The organism is Bradyrhizobium icense, from assembly GCF_001693385.1.
Lineage (GTDB): Bacteria > Pseudomonadota > Alphaproteobacteria > Rhizobiales > Xanthobacteraceae > Bradyrhizobium > Bradyrhizobium icense.
On record NZ_CP016428.1, the window covers coordinates 7,990,266 to 8,012,762 of the forward strand.

The window sequence follows — 22,497 nt, forward strand, 5'->3', positions numbered from 1 at the left end:
GTTTGCTCTCCGAAGGTGGAGGTCATACGTTCGAGTCGTGTCGGGTGCGCCATCAGGCGCTTTCCCATGCGGACCACGATTTTCTGCGCTTGCTTCCGGTCCGGCGCTCCCATTTCCGCAAAGATCGGGCGTTACCGACTAATCCGTTGCTGCGTGCGCGCTCTTCCGTAGCCGGAGGGCACCAGATACCCATTCGATGATTTTCTGAGCCTTCCTATTCCGCGTGCTGCTGACATTCCGATATGGCGCATCAGGTTCAGTTGGTGGTAATCGCTCTACTACCATCCGGCATACCGGCGTGCCTGCGGCGATTAGCTATGTTAGCGTGATGAAAATGGGGATGGTGCAGCTTAGGCCTTGTTTGGTCGTTCCATCGCCCAGGACCACACAAGACAGATACACTGCAATACTGAGGTTCGTGCAGCGGGATTAGATGCTCGTCGATGTCTGTATTGCAGTCATTTCCCTGGGCAAGACGTGCGGAGCAGTTCGCTTTCGCCGCGATAGCGTTGCTGCTCATCGTTGCTGGTTCCTACTTCGCCCAAAGGGTCTGGCGCGAGAACGGCTTACGAGCACTGCAGGCGGTGAACGAACCCCGCATTCAGCTTGTCGCCAACGCGATGAAGGCGGAGATCAGTCGGCAAGATCACCTACCCGTAGTGTTGGCGTTTGATCCGGATGTGCGGGCTGCCTTGGCGACGCCGTTGGATCAAGTCTTACGTGATGGGCTCAGCGAGAAACTAAAGCGAGTTGGTCGCGAGGCGGACACGCGCGCTCTTTACGTCATATCACCTTACGGGAAGGTGTTCGCGTCATATGACGACACGGCGTGGGAGACCCGAACGGAAAGTGATTTTAGCGATCGTCTGTATTTCCGTAGCGCCATGAAGGCCGGACGCGGCACTTATCTCGGCGTCGACCAATCTTCCGAGCGAGTCAGGTATTATGTCGCGCATGCGGTTGGCGGCACGCCAGTGGCGGGTGTTGCAGCTGTGCGGATTGAATTCGATCGTATCGAGGCTGACTGGGAGAAGGCTGGCGAGCGCGTGCTGGTTAGCGATGCCAGCGGAACTGTGTTTCTTTCGAGCGACGCGTCCTTCAAATACCGGCGAATCAAAGCGGCGCTCCCGGACGGAACGGACGAACTGCCATCCGGAGATGGCGCGTATCCCGTAAACCATAGCGGGCCAATCGACTTCAAAGTGGTCGAACATCGTGGCGACGGCCGGATCGTCCAGGTGCAGACGCCATTCGGCCTCCATTCGTATCTTTATCACACGATGCGCCTGCGTGAATACGGCTGGACAATCCATCGCCTGTCGGACATGGCAACCATTGAAAGCGATCAGCGCGACGGCGCCATCATCGGCGCGGCTGTTTCCCTGATCGCAGTGTCCGCGCTGCTTTATCTCCGGCAACGGCAGGCCGCGCTCGTCGCCGCGCGCAAGGCTAGCGCGAAGCTATCGTCAGTGGTAGCCGAACGGACGCTCGAACTTCGCGAGACCAATTCGGCCTTGAGATCGGAGATTGAGGAGCGGCGGCGAACTGAGGAGCAGCTTCGCGACACGCAGAACTCGCTTATGCAGGCAGGGAAGCTCGCTGCACTCGGACAAATGTCCGCGGCGATCGCGCACGAGATCAACCAGCCGCTGGCGGCAATTCGCACCTTTATCGCAAGCACCAAGGTCTATTCAGACCGTGGAGACGCCAAGAAGGTGGCGACCAATCTCGACTTGATCAATGGCCTTGCGGAGCGCATGGCCAACATCACCTCACATCTTAAGACGTTCGCGCGCAAGAGCGAGCCGGGTAAGAGAGAACCTGTCGACGTCGAGCGTGCCGTGGAAGGCGCGATGCTGCTGATCGAAAGCCAGATCGGTCTGTCCGGCGCCGCGGTTGAAACGAACGTCCCGCACCACGTTTTCGTCAGAGGCTACGCCGTGCAGTTGGAGCAGGTTATCGTCAACCTGTTGCAGAACGCCTTGCATGCTGTCGTCGACGTCGCGAACCCTACGATCCGACTCCAGGTCGAGATCAATAACGAGATCGTCAGCATCAGAGTTATCGACAACGGGGCGGGAATCCCGAAAGAGCATCTCGACCAGGTGTTCGATCCCTTCTTCACGACTAAAGCAATCGGCAAGGGACTTGGCCTTGGCCTATCGATTTCCTACGGTATTGTCCGTGACTTCGGCGGCCAGATTCGCGCGGGCAACCGGGAGGAAGGCGGCACCGAAATGATCATCGAATTACCGATTTACCAGCCCGAAAACGCATCGATCCATGCCTGACCACAATCGCGTCCTGCTTGTCGACGACGAATCCGCCATGCGGCAGGCGATCGGCCAGTGGCTTGATATTGCCGGGCTTGAGGTCGACGCGCACGCTTCGGCAGCCTCCGCCATCGACCGGCTCAACGCCGATTTCGATGGCGTTCTTGTTACCGACCTCAAGATGGAGGGCTTGGATGGAATGGCGCTGCTTCGGCACACGCAGGAGCTGGATCCGGATCTGCCCGTCGTGATGATCACCGGCCACGGCGACATTCAGATCGCTGTCGAGGCGATGCGACTTGGCGCCTATGATTTCGTTGAAAAGCCATTCGAGCCGGAGCGGCTGCTCGACATCGTCCGTAGAGCCGGCGAGAAGCGGAGGCTGGTGCTGGAAAACCGGAAGCTACGCCAAGCTGTTATTGCGCCGACGCTTGCCTCGCGCATCATCGGCGTCTCGCGGGCAGCCGACGCGCTGCGCGCCCAGGTGACGGAGCTGGCGGCTACAGACGTCAGCGTCGTCATCTATGGCGAGACCGGCGCGGGCAAGGATTTGATCGCGCGCTGCCTTCACGATTTGGGTAGCCGCGCCAAATGCAACTACGTCGCTGTCAATTGCGCGGCGATCCCGGAGACGATGGCGGAAAGCGAGTTCTTCGGCCATGACGCCGGCGCCTTCACCGGCGCGACAAAAGCGCGCCCCGGCCGGATCGAGCATGCGCACGGCGGCACGTTGTTCCTCGACGAGATCGACAGCATGCCGATTGCCACACAGGGCAAGCTCCTGCGCGTGCTGCAGGAGCGGCAGCTCGAACGGCTCGGTTCGAACCGCAGCATCAGCGTGGATTTCCGGCCTGTCGCCGCGAGCAAGATCGATCTGAGGGCGGCGCAAAGCCGTTTCCGTCCCGATCTCTACTTCCGGCTATGCGTGGCCGAGCTGCATGTGCCGCCGCTGCGCGAACGTCGCGACGACATTCTCTTGCTGTTCGACTATTTCGCCGCGGCTGCCGCAAAAGCCTATCAGCGCGACGTCCGTCCGCTCACTGTCGCCCAATCCGACAAGCTGATGCGTCACGACTGGCCGGGCAACATTCGCGAACTGCGCAACGCGGCGGAACGTCATGTTCTTGGACTTGATCGTGCCACGTTGGCTCCTGCAGGCGCCGCGCAAAGCCAAACGCTCGCCGAGCAGGTCGATGAATTCGAGAAGGCGACAATTGAGCAGAGCCTGATCGAAGCGGGCGGCCGCATCAATGTGGTCATGGAGAAGCTCGGAGTTCCGCGCCGCACGCTGGCCGACAAAATGGCCAGGTTCGGGCTGGACCGGAGGCGCTATGCGGAGACTGATGAGCAGAAATCCGCAAGCGATTTTGAGGCGGCGGGCGGAAAGCCGCCAATCCGCTAGAGCGGGCCGTCAGCAGCGATTACAAGCCATTGAATCAACTGCGAAAAGTTGCAGGCCTGAGATGCGGCCGCTGGCACGCTGATTGCTGGCGGTGTTCCTAAGTTGAGCGGCGCTGAAATCGGCTTCCGGCCAACCTCCAACTGGCTGAAGTGCATCGCGCTGATGATAGACCCGTTCAGGAGCATCGATCTTGTCGACCGGGCGAATCTTCGCCGCGTCTCCATACGATCGCGATACATCGCGGCGTTCAGCGCAGTCGCGTCGGCTCTCATGCTGAGCGCATGCGCCGTCGGGCCGGACTTCAACCTGCCGGAGCCTCCGCCCGCCGCTGGATACTTCCCCGGTCAGGTGATCAGGCAATCCACCGACATCCCCGGCAACTGGTGGGAGCGCTTATCCTCGCCGCAGCTTAACCGGCTGATCGATGAGGGCATCGCGCACAACAGCGACCTGCGGGCCGCCGAGGCTGCGGTGCGCGTCGCGCAGGCCAACGCGCTGGCGCAGCGCGCGTCGCTGTTCCCGGTGTTCAGCGCGAGCTTCGACAGTAACCGCCAGCAGGTGCCGACCGCGACGCTCGACACGAACTCGGCAGCCGGCAAGAGCATCTACAGTGTGCAGACCCCGCAGGTCAGCGTCGCCTTCGTACCCGACGTGTGGGGCGGCGCGCGACGGCTGATCGAATCCGCCGAGGCACAGGCCGAGGCCCAGGCGTTCCAGCGCGAGGCGACGTTCGTGACGCTGTCGGCCAACATCGCGCTCGCTGCCATTCAGGAAGCGTCGCTGCGCGGGCAGATCGCCGCTACGCGGCGACTGATCGATATCCAGAACCAGTCGCTGAACGTGCTGAAGCTGCAGAACGAGCGCGGGCACATCGCATTGCCCGATGTCGTGGCGCAGGAGACGGCGGTGGCGCAGGCGAAGCTTCTGTTGCCGACGCTGGAAAAGCAGCTTGAGCAGCAACGCAATCTGCTGGCCTTCCTCACGGGTCGGCTGCCGAGCGACGGCGTGTCGGCGACCTTCCAGCTTGCCTCGTTCCGCTTGCCGCGGCCGCTGCCGAGCAGCCTGCCGGCGGACCTCGTCCGCCAGCGGCCGGACGTGCGCGCAGCCGAAGCCAATTTGCGCGCGGCAAATGCGCAGATTGGCGCGGCCATCGCCAACCGCCTGCCGCAGATCGCGCTCACGGCAAACGCCGGAAGCAGCGCGGAGACGCTCGCGGGACTGTTCACGCCACATACGGCATTCTGGACGCTCGCCGGCAACGCGGCGCAGATCGTGTTCGATGCAGGCGCCCGCGAACAGAAGCAGCGCGCGGCGGAGGCCGCGACCGAGCAGGCAGTCGCCCTCTATCGCACCGCCGTGCTGGCCGGCTGCCAGAACGTTGCCGACGTGCTGCGCGCGCTTGCTGCCGACGAGCGCGCGCTATCGGCTGCCGTCGCCGCCGAACGCTCGGCCAGCCGCAGCATCGAGCTTGCACGTGCGCAGATCGATCGCGGGCAGGTGAGCATTGCCGTACTGCTGACGGCGCAGCAGGCGTACCTGCAGGCCTCGCTCGCCCGCGTGCAGGCCCAGGCCGCGCGCCTTGCCGATACTGTGGCGCTGTTTCAGGCGCTCGGCGGTGGCTGGTGGAACGGACTTCCCGCAACCTCCGTAAACGATGCGCTGAACGAGACGCGCACCGATGCGAATATGCCTTCCAAACCGGTGAGCCTGCAATGAATGTTGAGTTTGAAACCTTGCGCCGCCAGCCGGCATCGATTCGCCAGATGGCTTTCGTCGTGGCGCTGGCGGTATCGTCGCTGACGCTGTCGGGCCCTGCGTGTGCGGTCGATACCGATGGTCCGACGGTCAGCCGTGTCATGGTGACCGGCGACCAGATGCACCAGCTCGACATTGCGCCAGCAACAGCAAAAGCGTTGGTCCGGACGAAATCCGCGATCGGTCAGATCGCCTTCAACGAGGATGCAAGCACGGCGGTGCTGTCGCCGTTCTCAGGCCGCGTGACGAAGGTTTTGAAGAAGATCGGCGAGGATCTGAAGCACGGCGAGCCGTTGTTCGAGATCGACAGCCCCGAAGTGGCGCAAGCACAGACCGATTTCATCAGCGCGCTGCAGACGCTGGAAAAGGCGAAATCGCAACTAAACCTAGCCAAGCGCACGCTGGACCGGCAGCTTTCGCTGATGACCGACAAGGTGACCGCACAACGCGACGTCGATCAGGCGCGCAACGAACACGCGGCCGCCGAATCCGATTTCGCGACGGCGCAGGGCGCGGTACAGGCGGCGCGCAATCGCCTGCGCGTGATCTTCGGCCGCGACGGGCAGGAGATCGAGCGGATCGAGCGCGAGCGCATTATCAATCCATTGATCACGATCAATGCGCCGATTGACGGCACTGTGGTGAATCGGAAGATCGGCCCGGGCCAGTTTATCCGAGCCGATGCGGCCGAACCGCTCTACTCGATCTCCGATCTGTCGATGATGTGGCTGAAAGCCTTCGTGCCCGAAAGCGACATTGCCTACATCCGCGTCGGCCAGGAACTGCAGGTGAAGGTCTCAGCGTTCCCGAACCAGATGTTTACCGCGCGCATTACCAGCGTCGGCGCCTCGTCGGACCAGCAGACCCGGCGCATCGTCGTGCGTTCTGAAATCGACAATCCGGGACGGCTTTTGAAGGCCGACATGTTCGCAACCTTCCGCATCGCCACGGGGGACCGGGCGAGCTTACCTGTGGTTCCGGTCGCTTCGATCATCCGCAATGGCGATGCAGCGAGCGTCTGGGTTGAATGCGAGCCGAGCGTGTTCGAGCGGCGCAAGGTTCTGCTCGGCAGCGAGACCAATGGTCTGGTGCAGATCGTCTCGGGGCTAAAACCCGGGGAGCGGGTTGTTGGGCGCGGCGCCATCTTCATCGGCAACGAAGTGAAATAGGGCGGCGCGTTCATGCTGCGCGGCCTGCTTGGATTCTGCCTCGCCCGGCGCTCGCTGGTGCTGATCGCGTTTATGGCCTTCATTGGCGCCGGAGTCGCTGCCTTCAAAGCGCTCAACATCGAGGCCTACCCCGATCCGGCGCCGCCGATCATCGAGATTATTGCGCAATGGCCGGGGCAGTCGCCGGAGGAGGTCGAGCGCTATGTCACCATCCCGATTGAAATCGCCGTTTCTTCCACGCCCGGGTTGAAATTCACCCGCTCCAACACGGTGTTTGCGCTCGGATTCATCCGGCTGCAGTTCGAGTATGGCCGTGACTATCATTTCGTGCGCCAGCAAGCCGTGAACCGATTGAAGGATGTGCAGCTCCCGCCGGGCGTGCAGCCCGTGATCTCGCCGGCCGGAGGCATCAGCGAGATATTCCGGTATCAGCTCACCGGTCCGCCTGGCATGGACGTGATGGAGCTGAAGACGATCCAGGACTGGGTCGTTGAACGCAAGCTGCGTATCGTGCCTGGCGTTGCCGACGTCGCCGTTATGGGCGGCAATTCCAAGGAGTACCAAGTCGAGATCGATCTCAACCGAATGATGTCGTTCGGCCTGACGCTCCCCCAAATCATCAGTTCGATCTCAACCGGCAACGCAAACGTCGGCGGTCGCACCATCAGCATCGGTGAGCAGTCGGCCAATGTGCGCGGCATCGGCGTCATTACCTCACTCGATGATATCGGCAATATCGTTTTGAGTCAGCAGAATGGTGTGCCGGTGCTGCTGTCCGACGTCGCAAAGATCGGAATCGGATTCCGGCCACGCATCGGAATGTCGGGCCGCGACGGCGTCACCAACACGGTTACCGGCATTGTGTTGATGCAGAAGCTCGAGCGCACCATGGAGGTGGTGCAACGCGTGCGCGCTGCAGTCGCCCGGATCAATGCGGACGGCAGCTTACCCGCCGGCGTCAAGATCGTGCCGTTCTATGACCGCGGCGATTTGGTGGCGATCACGGTCGAGACCGTGCTGCACAATCTGTTATTCGGAATCGCGCTGATCTTCCTGATTCAGTGGGTGTTCCTAGGTAATCTCCGCTGTGCGCTGATTGTTGCCGCGACCATTCCAGTGGCCTTGTTTCTGGCCGTCATGATCACGGTTGCACGCGGCGAGTCGGCCAACCTGCTGTCGGTCGGTGCTATCGATCTCGGGATTATAGTCGACGGCACGGTCATCATGGTGGAGAATATCTTCCGGCACCTGGCGCACTATGATCCTCATACAGAATGCAAGGATGCTCGTTTCACGGGTCGGTTGAACCGGATCCTCACCGCTGCAGTCGAAGTGGATAAGGCTATTCTCTTCTCGGTGGCGATCACCATCGCGGCTTTCATTCCGCTGTTTGCCATGCAGGGCGTGGAGGGACAAATCTTCTCGCCGATGGCGCGTACCTACGCTTATGCGCTACTCGGTGCGGTGATCGCCACTTTCACTGTAACGCCGGTAATGGCCTCGATCTTGCTGCCCGCGAAGGTGCAGGAAGTCGAGACCTTTCTCGTTCGCTGGATGCGCAACGGCTATGAGAAGCTGCTGCCGCTGGCGGTCAGGAACGGGAAGCGCTCGATGACTATTGCCGTGGTCTTCCTGGCGCTGACGCTGTTTGCCGGGACGCGTCTTGGTACGGAATTTCTGCCCAAGCTCGAGGAAGGCAATATGTGGATCCGGGCGTCGATGCCGCCGACGATTGCGCTCGAGGCAGGCATGGATACCGTTGCAAGAATCCGCAACGTGATCCGCAGCTATCCTCCTGTCGCGACAGTTGTGTCGGAGCAGGGCCGCGGCGAGGAGGGCACTGATCCGGACGGTGCATTCCTGGCTGAGTTCTTCGTCCCCTTGAAGCCTTTCAATCAGTGGCCAAGCGGGCTGACAAAGGAGAAGCTGGTCAATGAGCTTAGTGCTCGCCTCAATCGCGAGTTCGTTGGCGTCGACTTCAACTTCTCCCAGTACATCCAGGACAACATCGAGGAAGCCGTCTCCGGCGTCAAAGGGGAGAACTCAATCAAGATATTCGGCCGCGATCTCGCCGAGCTGGAGCGGTTGTCGAAATCGGTTAAGGAGGAGATCGGGAGGGTGCAGGGCGTGCGCGATCCCGGCGCATTCAATCTCCTGGGCCAGCCCAACCTGATGATCAAGATCAACCGCGAGACCGCCGCCCGCTACGGCTTCTCGGTCGGCGACATCAACACCGTGGTGCAGGCGGCGATCGGCGGGCAAGAAATGTCGCGCGTCTATGAAGGCGAAATGAATTTCGGTCTCACCGTGCGGCTTGCGCCAGAGTTCCGTACCCACGTTGATGCCATCCGCGCCATTCCGGTTGCGCTGCCGAGCGCCGACAACAAATCGCTACCCGCCTACGTGCCCCTCGGCGATCTCGGCGAAATTCGACTAGAGCCGGGGGCAGCCTACATCTATCGTGAAAACAGCCAGCGCTTCATCCCGCTGAAGTATAGCGTTCGTGAGCGCGATCTCGGCTCGACGGTGGCCGAAGCACAGGAGCGCGTCGGAAAAAACGTGCCTGTGCCGCAGGGCTATTCCCTGGAGTGGTCAGGTGAGTTCGGAGCGCTGCAGGAGGCAAAACAACGCCTGCTGATTATCGTGCCGCTCAGTCTCGTGCTGATCCTGATGCTGCTCTACAGCCTGTTCAATTCGGTTCGGGACAGCTTGCTGGCGTTATCGGGGATTCCGTTTGCTGTCGCAGGCGGCATCTGGGGACTTTACATTGCAGGCCTGAACTTCAGTGTATCCGCCGCCGTCGGCTTCATTTCGCTGTTCGGCGTCGCCGCGATGGATGGCATCCTCCTTGTCTCCTACGTCCGCAAAAATCTCGAAGAACAGGGCATGAGCAGTGACCAGTCGATCATTTCTGCTGGCGAGACGCGGATGCGGCAGGTCTTCATGACTGGCCTTTCAGCCTGCATAGGACTGGTGCCTGCAGCTTTCTCAACGGGTATCGGCTCCCAAGTGCAGCAGCCACTTGCATGTGTAATCGTCGGCGGCATGCTACTTTCCCCGTTCTGCAGCTTGCTGGTTATTCCCGTGCTCTGCCGGCTGTTTCTGCCTGCCACTCCGTCATCCATACTCGCGACAGACACGTGTGCAGTCGAGGCAGCGTCAACAGAAAACTCGTAGGAAGTTACTATCGCTTGCAGGACAAGGTTCTTGCGACTTTCGGCGCCGGTCCGCCTCCTCCACCGATTTTGCTGTCGATTCGAACAATCGGCCACAGAGGAGAACAATGTAGTGATCCCGATTGATGTGCGAGCTGTTTTTCATCTCAGCAGGTGGGCACCTACGGTCCTCGCTACCAGTAATTGGCTCATCCGTTCGCTCGCTGGGCATCAAGCTTCTGTATAGGATGGCGTAAGAATTAGTGAGAAAGAGTAGCCGCGGTCCGCTACGCCGGCGGGCGAACGCATCAGGCCTGAATACAGCAGACTGCTTAGCCAGACTTGCCGAGAGCTTTCAGGATGAAGCGAATCTGCTCACGCAGGCCCGCTTCGGTGTCTTCGCCGTGTTGAAGGCAGTGCTCGATCAGAATCGGATGGAAGAACGGCGTGAAGGCGGATTTGACCGCTCGCGCGGCTTTCGCGACATCCTCGACTTCGAACTCGGCCGCTTCGATGCCCTGGCGTATGATCGCCTCGAAGATCGCCACCATCCGTTCGACGTGCGCCTTGATGATCGTCCAGTTCTCCTGCATGGCGACGACAATCAGGTCGTGCATGTGCTTTTCCTCGACCAGCTTCGTCTTGTTGTGGCGGTGAACGGCGGTCAGGAGCCGGTCGAGTTTCTGCATGGCCGGCGCGTTCGTGCGTGCGATCGCGGAAGCAATGTCAGCAACCTCATTCAAAACCCGCCCGCAGATCGACTCGTTGATCGCATCCCTGGAGGGAAAGAAACGGTAGACGTTCGCCGGGCTCATGCCCAGTTCGGAGGCGATGTCGGCCACCGACGTCTTATGGTAACCGATGCGGCGAAAGTGCTCCTCAGCCACCTCCAGGATGCGCGCGCGCGCCTCATCGGGATCAGTTCCCGCTCGGACCGGACGATTCATGGATACAACAGAGCCCTACTCGGCAGCCATTGCTGGTCGCAATTCCGGCTCCTCCGTCGAATCCTCATGCATCTCATCTGCAGTCGGCTTGATCCGAAACCACGCGGCATAAAGCGCAGGCAGGAACAGCAGGATCAGCACCGTGCCGACCGCCGTGCCGCCGATCAGCGTATAAGCCATCGATCCCCAGAAGACGGAATGTGTGAGAGGGATGAAGGCCAGCACGGCGGCAAGTGCGGTCAGGATCACGGGCCTCGTGCGTTGCACCGTGGCCTCGATAACGGCGTGATAGTCGTCAAGGCCGGCAGCACGGTTCTCCTTGATTTGTTCGGTCAGGATCAGCGTGTTGCGCATCAGGATGCCGGCCAGTCCTATCAGGCCCAGAATGGCATTGAATCCGAAGGGCTGGTTGAAGGCGAGCAACACGGGCACGACGCCGACAAGACCAAGCGGTGCTGTCAGCATGACCATGGCCATCGTTGAGAAGGATCGCACCTGCAGCATGATGACGATCAGCATGGCCGCGATCATGGCGGGAAAGATCGTCGCCAACGCGTCATTGGCCTTGGTTGCCTCCTCGATCGATCCGCCCAGTTCGATGCGATAGCCGGCCGGAAGGGATGCGATCAGCGGCTGAAGGGCCGTCTTGATCTCCTTGGAGACCTCTGGAGGCTGGGTCGCCTCATTGATATCAGAGCGAATCGTGACGACGGGTGTGCGATCGCGGCGCTTCAAGATCGGCTCTTCAAGTCGGACTTCCGAATGGCCGACCTGGTCGAGCGGAATCGAGCGACCGTCCCGGCTCATCAATGAAAAATCCGCCAGACGCGCCGGATCCAGCCGCTCGCTGCCGGCGCTGCGAGCCACGATGGGGACATTGCGGATGTCCTCGCGGACCTGCGTTACCGTGATGCCAGTGAGCAGGAACTGGAGTTGCCGGCCCACCTCCGCTGGCGAGAGGCCGATAAGGTTCAGTCGATCCTGATCCGGGATGAAGCGGAGCACGGGCGTGCGATTACCCCAATCACGGTTCGCTTGCCGCACGTCCGGAACGCCACGCATGATGTCGAGGGCCTTCTCCGAAATGCTGTACAGTTGCGCAGGATCAGGCCCCATGACCCGGAACTCGACCGGGAACGGCGTGTAGGGTCCGAACACAAGCTGAGTGACGCGCACATTGGCCTCGGGTGCAAGCCCCTGTGACACCGCTTCTCGGAGCCGATGCTTCAAAGCCTCGCGCGCCTCCGCATCCGGTGTAAGTACGACAATCTTGGCGAAGGCCGGATCGGGCAACTCCGGCGCCATCGCGAAGAAGAAGCGCGGCGCACCCTGACCGACATAGCTCGTGACGATCTTGGCCTCCGACTGACGGTCCAGCCAGTGTTCGAGCTTCTCGACGGTGGCAGTCGTCGTCTCGATGCTGGTACCTTCCGGTAGACGAACCTCCACCAGCACTTCGGGGCGGTCGGACGTCGGGAAGAACTGCTGCTTGACGGCACCCATCCCCACGACGGAAAGCGCGAAAGCTATGGCGACGATGCCGCTGGTTACGAACTTGTGGCGCACGGCGAAGGTGATGAGCGCTCGCAGGCGCCGATAGTTCGGTGTGCCGTAAATCGCGTGGTGACCGCCTTCGATCGGTTTGATCGCAGGCAGCATCTTGACGCCAAGATAGGGCGTGAAGACCACGGCGACGATCCAGGAGACGATGAGGGCGAACCCCACGACCCAGAAGATGTTGCCGGCGTATTCGCCGGCCGTCGAGCGCGCGAAGCCCACCGGCAGAAACCCGGCGACCGTCACGAGTGTACCCGACAGCATCGGCGCTGCAGTGTGGCTCCACGCATAGGCCGCCGCCTTGATGCGGTCCATGCCCTCTTCCATTTTCACTACCATCACCTCGATGGCGATGATGGCGTCGTCCACGAGAAGACCAAGCGCCAGAATCAGGGCGCCGAGCGTGATGCGGTCGAAGAACCGGCCGGTTTCCAGCATGATGAGGAACACGACGGCAAGCGTCAGAGGGACGGCAGCCGCCACGACGATGCCGACGCGCCAGCCGAGGCTGAGCAGGCTGACCAGCAGCACAACGCCGAGCGCCATCGCGAACTTCATCATGAATTCGTCAACCGCCGAGGTGATGTTGACGGCCTGGTCGCTGACCTTGGCCAGAGTCATCCCGAGTGGCAGCGTCCGAGCGATAGCTGCGGACCTCTCCTCCAGCGCCTTGCCGAGCGCGAGGCCATCCCAGCCCTCCTGCATAACCGCAGCGAGCATGACAGCAGGCTCACCCTGATGTCGGATAAGGTAGGTGGGAGGATCCTCGTAACCGCGGCGGACGTCGGCGATATCGGAGAGCTTCAGCGTTCGCCCCGCAGCGACGATCGGCGTGTCGGCGATCGCCTGGACGCTGTCATAAGCGCCATCGACCCGGATAAAGACCTGCGGCCCCTTGGTGTCGATCGAGCCTGCCGGTGTGACCGTGTTCTGCCGCTGCAAGGCGGCCACAATATCCTGTGCCGATACGCCGAGAGTTGTCAGTTTGGCATAGGAAAACTCGATGAATATCTGTTCGGGACGTTCGCCGAGGATGTTGATCTTCTTGACGCCGGGCACGTGCAGGAGGTCCTGGCGAATGGTCTCGGCTTGCCTCGCGAGTTCGCGCATCGGCATCCCCTTCGCCTTGAGGGCATAAAGGGCGAAGCTGACGTCCGAATATTCGTCGTTGACGAAGGGGCCGAGCACACCAGACGGCAGCTTGCGCGCTTCATCCCCAAGCTTCTTGCGGGCCTGGTAGAACTCCTCCTGCACGCTAGACGGCGGTGTGCTGTCCTTCAGCGTAACCGTCATGTACGCATAGCCCGGCCGGGTGGACGTCTCCACCCGGTCGTACCAGGTCAGCTCCTGAATCCGCTTCTCCAACGGCTCGGCGACCTGATCCTGCATCTCGCGCGCCGTCGCTCCCGGCCATACCGTTGTGACCGTCAGGGTCTTGATGGTGAAGGACGGATCCTCCGCCCGCCCAAGCATGAGGAAGGCGTAGGCGCCTGCGGCCGCCAGCAGGATGATGAAGAACAGGGTGACGGCCCGTTCGCGTACGGCGATCGCGGAAAGATTGAGGCTCATCAGTTGCTCCTGCTCTCAGAGGCAGTCCTGACGCGCGCGCCCTCGTGCAGGAGGTGAGCGCCGAGAGAAACAATCTGGTCATCAGACCTTGATCCGGAGATCACGGCCGTTTCGCTGGTCACACGCAGAAGCTTGATCGGCCGAAAGCGTACGGTCGAGGTGGCGCTGTCGAACACCCAAACGCCTGTCATTCTGCCGTCATCGAGCACGGCTCCCAGCGGCACCTGGACTTCCGGCTGGCTCTCCTGGCTTGCAAGCCGAATGGTGACCGTCGCGCCAAGCGGTGCCGCCGCGGCCTCGCCGTCGAGCACATAGCGGGCCTCGTAGGTGCGGGTCTGGGCATCGGCGGAATCCGACAACTGCCGGAGATGTGCGGCGTGGCGGCGCCCATCGCTCCCATATAGGCTCGCCTCGGCGAGCGAGCCGATCGCTGGCCGGATCGTTTCGGGAAGCGCCACCACAGCTTCGCGGGGACCGGACTGTGCAAGCCGAACGACCGTCTGGCCGGCGGAGACCACTTGTCCCGGCTCGCCAAGCGTTTGGATGACCGTTCCGTCCGCATCCGCCACCAGGACGGAATAGGTCGCCTGGTTCTCGGCGACGCTAGCTTCGGCTTCGGCCGCGGCGAGTTGCGCGTTGGCTGTGTCCGACGCGGCTTTCGCCTGCTCGTAGCGCTGTCGGGAAGTCCATCCGTCGTTGACGAGGTTGGCGTATCGCCGCTCATCCGCATCCGTCTGAACGACAGTTGCGCGCGCTGCGGCAACGGCGTTGCGCTTCGCCGTAAGCGCAAGGCGGAGGTCGGTTTCGTCGATCCGCATCAGCGGCTGCCCGGCTTTGACCTGCTCACCGACATTCACGCGCCGTTCGACGATCTTACCGGCGACGCGAAAGCCAAGATTGCTTTCCACCCTCGCGCCTATGGTGCCCGTGAAACCGCGTTCGGATCCGCTCACCCGCGCGGCCGTCACCAGACTGACCATCGGCGGTTCCTGCCTCGGGTCGCGCGCCGCGGAAGCTTCTTGAGCGGGAATGGCAAGAATAGCGAAGACGGCTGCTCCGGACGCCGCGATCAGGACACCTGCCAAGGCCACAAGTCTGCTCTTTCTCATCGCCATCTCCATGCCATTTAGATTTCGTTCGAACTCTATAATCTTGTTAGAGGTCGATCGCAATCTAAATTGTGAAGCTGACGGGAATGTGATCCCCCAAAACTGGGCTTTTTGACCCTTCCTATGACGCCAACTCCAGCTAGGCCACTTGATAGATTGCGTCCGAACTCTATCTGAGATATAGATTGCAAGCAAAATCCAAATGGAGGTCCCAAGATGCGGGTGAGTCGCATTCAAGCCGCGGAGAACCGCCAAACCGTCATCAATGTGGCGAGTCGCCTCTTCAGGGAGCGCGGCTTTGATGGCATCGGGCTCAAGGATCTGATGGAGGGGGCCGGCCTGACCCAGGGCGGCTTCTACAAGCAGTTCGCGTCAAAAGAGGATTTGGTGGCAGAGGCGTCCAGGCGGGCATTGGAGAGTGCCTCCCGCCGATGGTCGGACGCGGCCGCGGAGAATCCTGATGATCCGCTTGGCGCGGTGATCGCGTTCTACCTCAGTGCCGACCATCGCGAAGAAAAGATGGACGGCTGCCCGATCGTGGCGCTCGGCGCGGATGCCGCCAGACAGGGCCCGGACGTGAAAGCGGCCTTCGAAGCGGGGATCAAGGCGCATCTCGAAGTCCTCGGCCGCTTTATTGCCGAGACGGACGGCGAGGAGCCCAAGGGCAAGGCCATGGCCATTCTCTCGACGATGGTCGGCGCGGTGACGCTATCGCGCGTCGTCAACGACCCCGATCTGGCTCAGGCCCTTTTGGATGCGGCGGTCGAACAGGTTCGCGACGCTGCTGCCGCTTGAACGATCGCCTCCTCAAAGCGCAGGAGAAATCGAATGCTTAGCGTGACAAAAGCCAAACCAAGTTTGCTCAAAATATCGGATACGCTTAGCCTACGTTTTCAAGAGATCGGCAGCGGGCCTCCGCTGCTCCTGATACATACGATCCGGACGCAGCTCGAATATTTCCGCAGTCTGGTGCCCCTCCTCGCCAGATCGCACACGGTGTACGCCATTGACCTCCCGGGCCACGGACACTCACCGATCGATCCAAGCGCGAGCTTCGACGAACCCTACTTCAGGCAGGCAGTCATTCGCTTCATCGAGGAGCTAGACCCTCGGCGGTGACGCTTGTTGGCGAGTCGATCGGCGGGACACTGGCCCTTACAGTGGCGGCGGCGCTTCCGCAGCGGGTGAAGCAGGTCTATGCGATCAACCCTTACGACTACGAGACCCGCTACGGGGACGGCATTCGACGCGGCAACTGGTTCGCGAATTTCATCATCGGAAGTTTGCAGATCCCGGTACTCGGCGCGATGAATGCATCGCTCGAGAACAAGATGGTTCTCGGCAAGATCATGGGCGGCGGATATCACGACCCGCGCAAACTGCCGGCCGATCTGCTTGCTGAGTTCGATGAAGTAGCCCGCCGCCCGGGATACAAGCGGATCGCGCGCAAGGTGCTGGCAGGCTGGCGATCCTGGAGCAAGGCGCGCGATTACTATCGGCAGATCTCGGCGCCTGTAACGCTCATTTATGGCGATAGCGATTGGTCTCGGCCAAATGAACGCGAACGCACACGGTCGCTGGTTCCTGTCTCGCAGATGGTGACGCTCAAAAATACCGGCCACTTCTCAGCCGTTGAGAATCCGTCGGAGCTGGCTCGCGTGATACTGGCGACAGAATGGCCGCAATGAAGCTCCCACCAAAAATATCGAAAACAACCCCATGCAAAGTAGCCGACGGCCGACGCAACCGACGGTTTGGACCGAAACCTTGACAGGTCGGGCAAATCGGCGGCACAATTTCATCATCCCAAAATCCGCTAAAACGACCACGGGCGCGCAATGAATGCTGTCCGCTGTGACGTCAGGCGAAAGCTGGTTCAGAACTTATCCGGGGAAGCCCACACAGATGCAGTTTGATGACGTTATCCTCGGTCGCCGGAGTATCCGCGGTTACAAACCTGATCCAGTACCCAAGGCGCTGATTGCGGAAATCATTGGGTTAGCGATGCGCGCTCCGTCGTCGATGAACACCCAGCCCTGGAATTTCTACGTCATATCAGGCGAACCGCTGGATCGGATCCGCGCCGGCAACACCGAGCGGATGGTGGCAGGCATACCGCAGTCGCGCGAGTTCCGCACAGGTCAGCCCTTTGCAGGCAAGCATCGCGACAGGCAGGTCGGTGTCGCCAAGCAATTATTCTCCGCGATGGGAATCGAGCGCGACAACAAGGACAAGCGCCAGGACTGGGTACTGCGCGGCTTCCGTCAGTTCGACGCGCCCGTCTGCGTGATCATCACCTATGACCGCGTGCTTGACGGCAGCGACGATACGCCCTTCGACTGCGGCGCTGTGGCGACCGCGCTCGTCAATGCCGCCTGGTCTCGCGGGCTCGGCGCCGTGATCAACAGCCAGGGCATCATGCAATCCCCCGTGGTGCGCGAGCACGCAGGCATAGCCGACGATCAGGTCATCATGAAAAGCATCGCGCTGGGCTGGCCGGATGAGACGTTTCCGGCGAATGCGGTGGTGTCGGAGCGGAAGTCCGTCGAGGAAGCCACGGTGTTCGTCGGGTTCGAGAAGTAGCGGCGCGCGGACGGAACGGCGGGAGGTACAGCAGTGATCCGCGCCATGGTCCGACGTGCACTGGAGCGTTTTCCAGCGAAAGCCTGCCCCGGACTTGATCCGGGGTGGGTACCGGTTCGCGTCAAGAAAACGCGTCAAAACAAGAATCGAGAGCCCCGTTCCGATTTAATCGGAACGGGTAAGGCTCTCGTGCTGGCGGCGGCTTTTGCCGCGGCCTTGACCCCGGTCACGTGCCTTGGCGAAAGCAGCAAGCCGTTGCCGGCCAAGGCGACAAAGGAATTGCCCCCCGAGCTGCTCTCGCTGCTCGAACAGAAGAAGATGCCAAAACATTCGCCGATTGTTATGCGCCTGTTCAAGGAGGAGGCGGAGCTCGAAGTCTGGAAACAGGACACTGCGGGCCGCTTCCAGATCCTCAAGACCTATCCGATCTGCCGGTGGTCGGGCGATCTCGGTCCGAAATTGCGCGAGGGCGACCGGCAGGCTCCAGAGGGGTTTTATACAGTTACACCTGAGTTGATGAATCCCAACTCCAACTTCTATCTGTCGATCAACCTCGGCTACCCCAACAGCTTCGACAAGGCGAACAAGCGCAACGGCAGCTTCCTCATGATCCACGGCGACTGCTGGTCGAGCGGTTGCTATGCCATGACCGACGAACAGATCAGCGAGATCTACTCGCTGGCGCGTGACTCACTCAGCGGCCGGCCGTCGTTCCAGGTCCAGGCCTATCCGTTCCGCCTGACGCCTTCGAATCTGGCGCGGCATCGAAATAGTCCGAACCTCGCCTTCTGGAAAATGCTCAAGATCGGCAACGATCATTTCGAGACGACGCAACGCGAACCCAGGGTGGATGTGTGCAACCGCCGCTATGTATTCGATGCGCAACCGCCTGCGAATTCGCCGCACCCTCTTGTGTTCAACCCTGCCGAAAAATGTCCTCCCTTCGTCGTCAATCCGGAAATCGCGCGGCGGGCGCTGGGGAAGAGGCGCGCCGACGAGCTCGAATACGCGCGATTGCTTGAAGACAATTTGCCGGCTGCCCCGATCTACAGCGGACTGGACGGCGGAATGAACAAGGCGTTCCTCGCACAGTTTCCGGGCAGAGTGACGCTTGCGAAAGTAATGCCGTACGCATCCTACCTGCCGCAATTGCCCCCGATCCCCTGGACCGACAACGATGGCTCGTTGACCAGCAAATGGTTTGGGGCCTCGTTCTCCAAAACGGTTGTGTGTGATGCGGTTGGCGCCGGCTTCCCGTCGGGCCGGTGCTGAACTTTGGTCGCTACCAGTACAAGTGCCAATTCAGGTCAAATAGCGCCGCGCACCGTGAGCACCCCTCGCTGACGGCAGCCGTCCTGTTTCGCGTTTTCAGGGATCGGCGTTCGCCGCCGTGGCCGGGAGATGGCCAACCATCAATCTTCATGATCCCGACGCCCGCCTGCGTCGGCGGGATGCGTCGATCAATTGCGCGTGACGAGTTTCGCCGTTTCCCTGGCTGCGGCACCACAAGGGATGCAAAGGGTTGTAAGGTTGGGATTGGGCTTGTTTTCGCCTTATGTCGAAGTGCCGGACGAATGCGACGGTTGCGGCGGATGTACCTCCCGTGAAGGGGGAGAGCCCGCCTCCGATTTGATCGGGTGGCTCGCGACGCGAGCCAGGTAGGGTCTGTCACGACGCAGGTCGTCCAACACTGCCGAACGCTTTCCCTGGCCGGGCCGGATGCTTCCGGCTTGGGCCGCCTGTATCCGAACGCGGGAGCGGCCGCGTTCGGCGGGGAGAAATCCCATGCACCGCGTTTCGCCGGAGGCAGAATATAGGAGGAGTCAGATGAAAGGCTCTACGAGAAGGCGGCAGATGTTGCGGATTGCGGCGGCCTGCGTGCTTGCCGTTGGAGTATGGGGCTCCGGGCCTGCCTCGAGCCAGACGCAGACCGAGCCCGTCAGGATCGGCGCCCTGATGTCGATGACCGGCGCGCTGGCGGAATACGGAGAGAGCATCCTGAAGGGGGTCCAGTTGGCGGCCGAAGAGATCAACGCCGGCGGCGGCGTGCTCGACGGGCGCAGGATCGAGGTCGTGGTCGGCGACGACCAGACCACCCCGCAGCCGGGCGTCGACGCGGCGCAGCGGCTAATTTCCGTGAATCGCGTATCGGCCATCATCGGAGCGCTGGCGAGCGGCGTCACCATCCCGGTGGCGACGAGCGTAACAAGCGTGAACAAGATTCCGCAGATATCGCCCGCCTCGACAGCACCGGCGATCACGACGCTCAAGGACGACGGCTTCCTGTTCCGGACCACGCCGCACGACGCGCTCCAGGGCGTCGTATTGGGCGACGTCGCCAAGGAACAGGGCTTCTCGAACGTGGCCGTCATCTACGTGAATAATGACTATGGCAAGGGTCTCGCGGAAGCCTTCGCCAAGCGTTTCGAAGCGATCGGCGGCAAGGTGTCCGCGTCCATTGCCTACGAGGAAAAGCAGGCATCCTATCGCGGCGAAGTGCAACGCGCCGGCCGCGGCAAGCCGGACGCGCTGATGCTGATCGCCTACCCGGGCGACGGCGTGCCGATCGTGCGCCAGGCGCTTGAGGAGGGGCTGTTCACGAAGTTCGTGTTCAGCGACGGCATGAAATCGACCGAGCTGATTACGGCCATCGGCGCGCAGCATCTCGAGGGAATGGTGGGAACGGCGCCGGAGGCGGTCGCCGATTCTGATGCTGCGGTTCGCTTCCGCAAGGCCTTCGAGGCAAAGCACGGCGCATTGCCGCCAAGGCCGTACATCGATACCGGCTACGATGCGATGTATCTCCTTGCGTTGGCCATCGAGAATGCGAAGAGCACCGATGGAACCGCTATCCGTGACGCGCTCCACGCGATCGCCAATCCGCCGGGCGAGCAGGTGCTGCCCGGTGAATGGAAGAAGGCCAGGGAGCTTCTCGCCGCCGGCAACGACGTCGACTACGCCGGCGCCGCGGGAAGCCAGAACTTCGACAAAAGCGGCGACGTGCCCGGCACCTTCGGCATCTGGCAGATCAAGGGCGGGAAGATCGAGACGCTGCGTATCGTCGAGCCGGCGGCGTAACCTCGCTCGCCCCATCGCCATGCGGGCAGGGCGGGAAGGCGTCAGCGCTTTCCCGCCTGCGCTTCCTGCGCCGGCTTGCGCGTGAGCGCGCGGTTCACGAACCGCTCCTCCGGGAGCAGGCCCTGCGGACGCGTCAGCAGGACAAGTTGCAGCAGCAGGCCGACCAGCAGCAGGCGCAGTGCGCCGGCGCGTGCCACCATTTCGGCCGGCAGCAGACTGGTCAGATACTCCGTACCCGACCACACGAACCAGATCGCGAAGGCGCCAAGCAAGGCGCCGCGGTTGTTGCCGCTGCCGCCGATGATCAGCATCACCCAGACCAGGAACGTCGCGAACATGGGGTCGAACGCCTCCGGGCTGATGAACCCGATGAAGTGAGCATAGACGGCGCCGGCGAGGCCCATGATCATGGAGCCCACCGTGAAGGCCTGGAGACGGAAGACCATCGCATTCTTGCCCGCCGCCACGGCCGACACCTCGCCTTCCCGGATCGCGCGTACGGCGCGCCCCCAGGGCGATTGGCGCGCGCGCTCGAATGCGGCATAGGCGATCGCCACGATCGCGAGCACCAGCGCGAGGAAAGCGAGCTCGCGTGCACCGCGTGAAAGCTCCGCGAACGGGTGAACGATTCCCCCGATTCCGCGCACGCCGTTGGTGAGCCACTCCTCATTCTTCAATGCGAGCCGCACGATCTCGGCAATGCCGATGCTGGCGATCGCGAGGTAGTCCTCACGCAGGCGCAGGGTGATGAGCCCGACCAGAAGCGCAAGAACGCCGGCGGTGATCATTGCGCCGACCCAGCCGAGAGCAAGCGGCAGCGCAAAGCCGCCGAGATGCTCGTTGCTCTCCGGCCGGGTCAGGATCGCGCTTGCATAGGCGCCGACCGAGAAGAAGGCCGCGATGCCGATGTTGAACAGGCCGGCGAAGCCCCATTGCACGTTCAGTCCCAGCGCCAGCAGGGCATAGATGCCAACCAGCGTGAGGAAAAACACCGCGTAGGCGAGAAGCGGGTCCATCATCGACGCTCCGCGAACAGCGTGCCGCCGGCGATGCCGGTCGGACGGATGATCAATGCGACGACCATCAGGGCAAAGGCGACGGCCGGCTTGTAGGACGGACTGAGCACCATCGTCGACAGCTCCGAGGCGATGCCGACCAGCATGCCGCCTGCGATCGCGCCATAGGGGCGGCCGATGCCGCCGACGATCGCGGCGGCGAAGATCGCGAGCAGGAGGTGCCAGCCCATCGTCGGCTGAAGGCGCGTGTCCATGCCGAGGAAGATGCCGGCAGAGACGGCGAGAGTCGCCGAGATGACCCAGGTCCAGATGATCACCCGGTCGATGTCGATGCCGCTGATCCGCGCGAGGTCGGGATCGTCCGCCATGGCGCGCATGGACTTTCCGGTCTTGGTCCGCTGAAGGAACAGATGCAAGAGCATGACGAGCAGGACCGTGCCGGCGACGATGTAGAGGTGGTCCGGCCGGATGCGCAGATCGCCGAAGCGGATGGGCGGGGTGATTCCGGTTTGATAGACGGCGGTGGCCGGGCCCCAGATCAGCTGCACCAGGCTGCGCAGCACGAGCGCGACCCCGACGGATGAGATCAGCAGTATCACCGGCGCCGTCCGCCTGAGGCGGCGATAGAGGACAGTGTCGATCAGAACCGCAATCAGCACGCCGCCGAGAATGGCGAACGGAAGCGCGTACCAGACCGGAACGCCGAATCCGACCACGAAGGCGAGCGCCAGATAGGCGCCGACCGTCATCAGGTCGCCATGTGCGAAATGCGCGAAGCGAAGGATCGAGAACACGAACGATACGCCGATGGCGCCGAGAGTGATGATTCCCCCGAGCACGACGCCGTAGATCAGAAGCTGGATCAGCTCGGTCACGGTCGATGC

The 22,497-nt window shown here is 61.9% G+C and carries 14 protein-coding genes and 1 pseudogene; 10 read left to right on the forward strand and 5 right to left on the reverse strand.

The window, feature by feature from the left end; genetic code table 11:
- The first annotated feature begins 443 nt into the window (after nt 1–443).
- The 5 genes from LMTR13_RS37015 to LMTR13_RS37035 all read left to right on the forward strand — a co-directional run bounded on the left by LMTR13_RS37015 (nt 444) and on the right by LMTR13_RS37035 (nt 9,776).
- Nucleotides 444–2,291 (forward strand): sensor histidine kinase, encoded by a 1,848-nt coding sequence (locus LMTR13_RS37015; RefSeq protein ID WP_083219381.1) that lies wholly within the window; start codon nt 444–446, stop codon nt 2,289–2,291.
- On the forward strand, nt 2,284–3,675 hold the full coding sequence (locus LMTR13_RS37020) for a sigma-54-dependent transcriptional regulator (RefSeq protein WP_065732044.1): 1,392 nt from the start codon (nt 2,284–2,286) through the stop codon (nt 3,673–3,675). Before LMTR13_RS37015 ends, LMTR13_RS37020 begins: the two co-directional genes overlap by 8 nt.
- A gap of 270 nt (nt 3,676–3,945) precedes the next feature.
- Entirely contained in the window at nt 3,946–5,391 is a 1,446-nt protein-coding gene (locus LMTR13_RS37025; RefSeq protein ID WP_236843242.1) for an efflux transporter outer membrane subunit, read from the forward strand.
- Nucleotides 5,388–6,599: an efflux RND transporter periplasmic adaptor subunit gene (locus LMTR13_RS37030; protein WP_065732046.1), complete on the forward strand. Its 1,212-nt coding sequence runs from the start codon at nt 5,388–5,390 to the stop codon at nt 6,597–6,599. Before LMTR13_RS37025 ends, LMTR13_RS37030 begins: the two co-directional genes overlap by 4 nt.
- Before the next feature lie 12 nt (nt 6,600–6,611).
- Nucleotides 6,612–9,776: an efflux RND transporter permease subunit gene (locus tag LMTR13_RS37035; RefSeq protein WP_065732047.1), complete on the forward strand. Its 3,165-nt coding sequence runs from the start codon at nt 6,612–6,614 to the stop codon at nt 9,774–9,776.
- Nucleotides 9,777–10,086: 310 nt separating this feature from the next.
- Here the strand turns inward: LMTR13_RS37035 and LMTR13_RS37040 are convergent, their stop codons facing one another.
- The 3 genes from LMTR13_RS37040 to LMTR13_RS37050 are packed head-to-tail and all read right to left on the reverse strand — an operon-like array spanning nt 10,087 to nt 14,936.
- Nucleotides 10,087–10,701 (reverse strand): TetR/AcrR family transcriptional regulator, encoded by a 615-nt coding sequence (locus LMTR13_RS37040; RefSeq protein ID WP_065732048.1) that lies wholly within the window; start codon nt 10,699–10,701, stop codon nt 10,087–10,089.
- A gap of 15 nt (nt 10,702–10,716) precedes the next feature.
- Nucleotides 10,717–13,827, reverse strand: coding sequence for an efflux RND transporter permease subunit (locus LMTR13_RS37045; protein ID WP_065732049.1), 3,111 nt, complete (start codon nt 13,825–13,827; stop codon nt 10,717–10,719).
- Nucleotides 13,827–14,936: an efflux RND transporter periplasmic adaptor subunit gene (locus LMTR13_RS37050; protein WP_065733289.1), complete on the reverse strand. Its 1,110-nt coding sequence runs from the start codon at nt 14,934–14,936 to the stop codon at nt 13,827–13,829. Before LMTR13_RS37050 ends, LMTR13_RS37045 begins: the two co-directional genes overlap by 1 nt.
- Before the next feature lie 216 nt (nt 14,937–15,152).
- Between LMTR13_RS37050 and LMTR13_RS37055 the strand changes: the two genes are divergently transcribed.
- From LMTR13_RS37055 to LMTR13_RS37075, 5 genes and pseudogenes are all read left to right on the forward strand, one after another.
- The gene (locus tag LMTR13_RS37055; protein WP_065732050.1) at nt 15,153–15,731 is read left to right on the forward strand and encodes a TetR/AcrR family transcriptional regulator; all 579 of its coding nucleotides are present in this window, start codon (nt 15,153–15,155) and stop codon (nt 15,729–15,731) included.
- A 33-nt stretch (nt 15,732–15,764) separates the two neighbouring features.
- Nucleotides 15,765–16,624 (forward strand): annotated as a pseudogene (locus tag LMTR13_RS37060) (alpha/beta fold hydrolase).
- 217 nt (nt 16,625–16,841) lie between these two features.
- The gene (locus LMTR13_RS37065) at nt 16,842–17,519 is read left to right on the forward strand and encodes a nitroreductase (RefSeq protein ID WP_065732051.1); all 678 of its coding nucleotides are present in this window, start codon (nt 16,842–16,844) and stop codon (nt 17,517–17,519) included.
- A gap of 189 nt (nt 17,520–17,708) precedes the next feature.
- Nucleotides 17,709–18,791, forward strand: a complete 1,083-nt coding sequence (locus tag LMTR13_RS37070; protein ID WP_236843244.1) for a L,D-transpeptidase family protein — start codon at nt 17,709–17,711, stop codon at nt 18,789–18,791.
- 555 nt (nt 18,792–19,346) lie between these two features.
- A complete protein-coding gene (locus LMTR13_RS37075) occupies nt 19,347–20,597 on the forward strand; it encodes an ABC transporter substrate-binding protein (protein ID WP_236843245.1) in 1,251 nt (416 codons plus the stop codon).
- A gap of 41 nt (nt 20,598–20,638) precedes the next feature.
- Here the strand turns inward: LMTR13_RS37075 and LMTR13_RS37080 are convergent, their stop codons facing one another.
- Together LMTR13_RS37080 and LMTR13_RS37085 are read right to left on the reverse strand one after the other, a co-directional pair.
- Complete coding sequence (locus LMTR13_RS37080) at nt 20,639–21,616, reverse strand: branched-chain amino acid ABC transporter permease (protein ID WP_197520976.1); 978 nt, start codon at nt 21,614–21,616, stop codon at nt 20,639–20,641.
- Nucleotides 21,613–22,488 (reverse strand): branched-chain amino acid ABC transporter permease, encoded by an 876-nt coding sequence (locus LMTR13_RS37085; RefSeq protein WP_065732054.1) that lies wholly within the window; start codon nt 22,486–22,488, stop codon nt 21,613–21,615. The genes LMTR13_RS37080 and LMTR13_RS37085 overlap by 4 nt, the downstream gene beginning before the upstream one ends.
- Between the last annotated feature and the right edge of the window lie 9 nt (nt 22,489–22,497).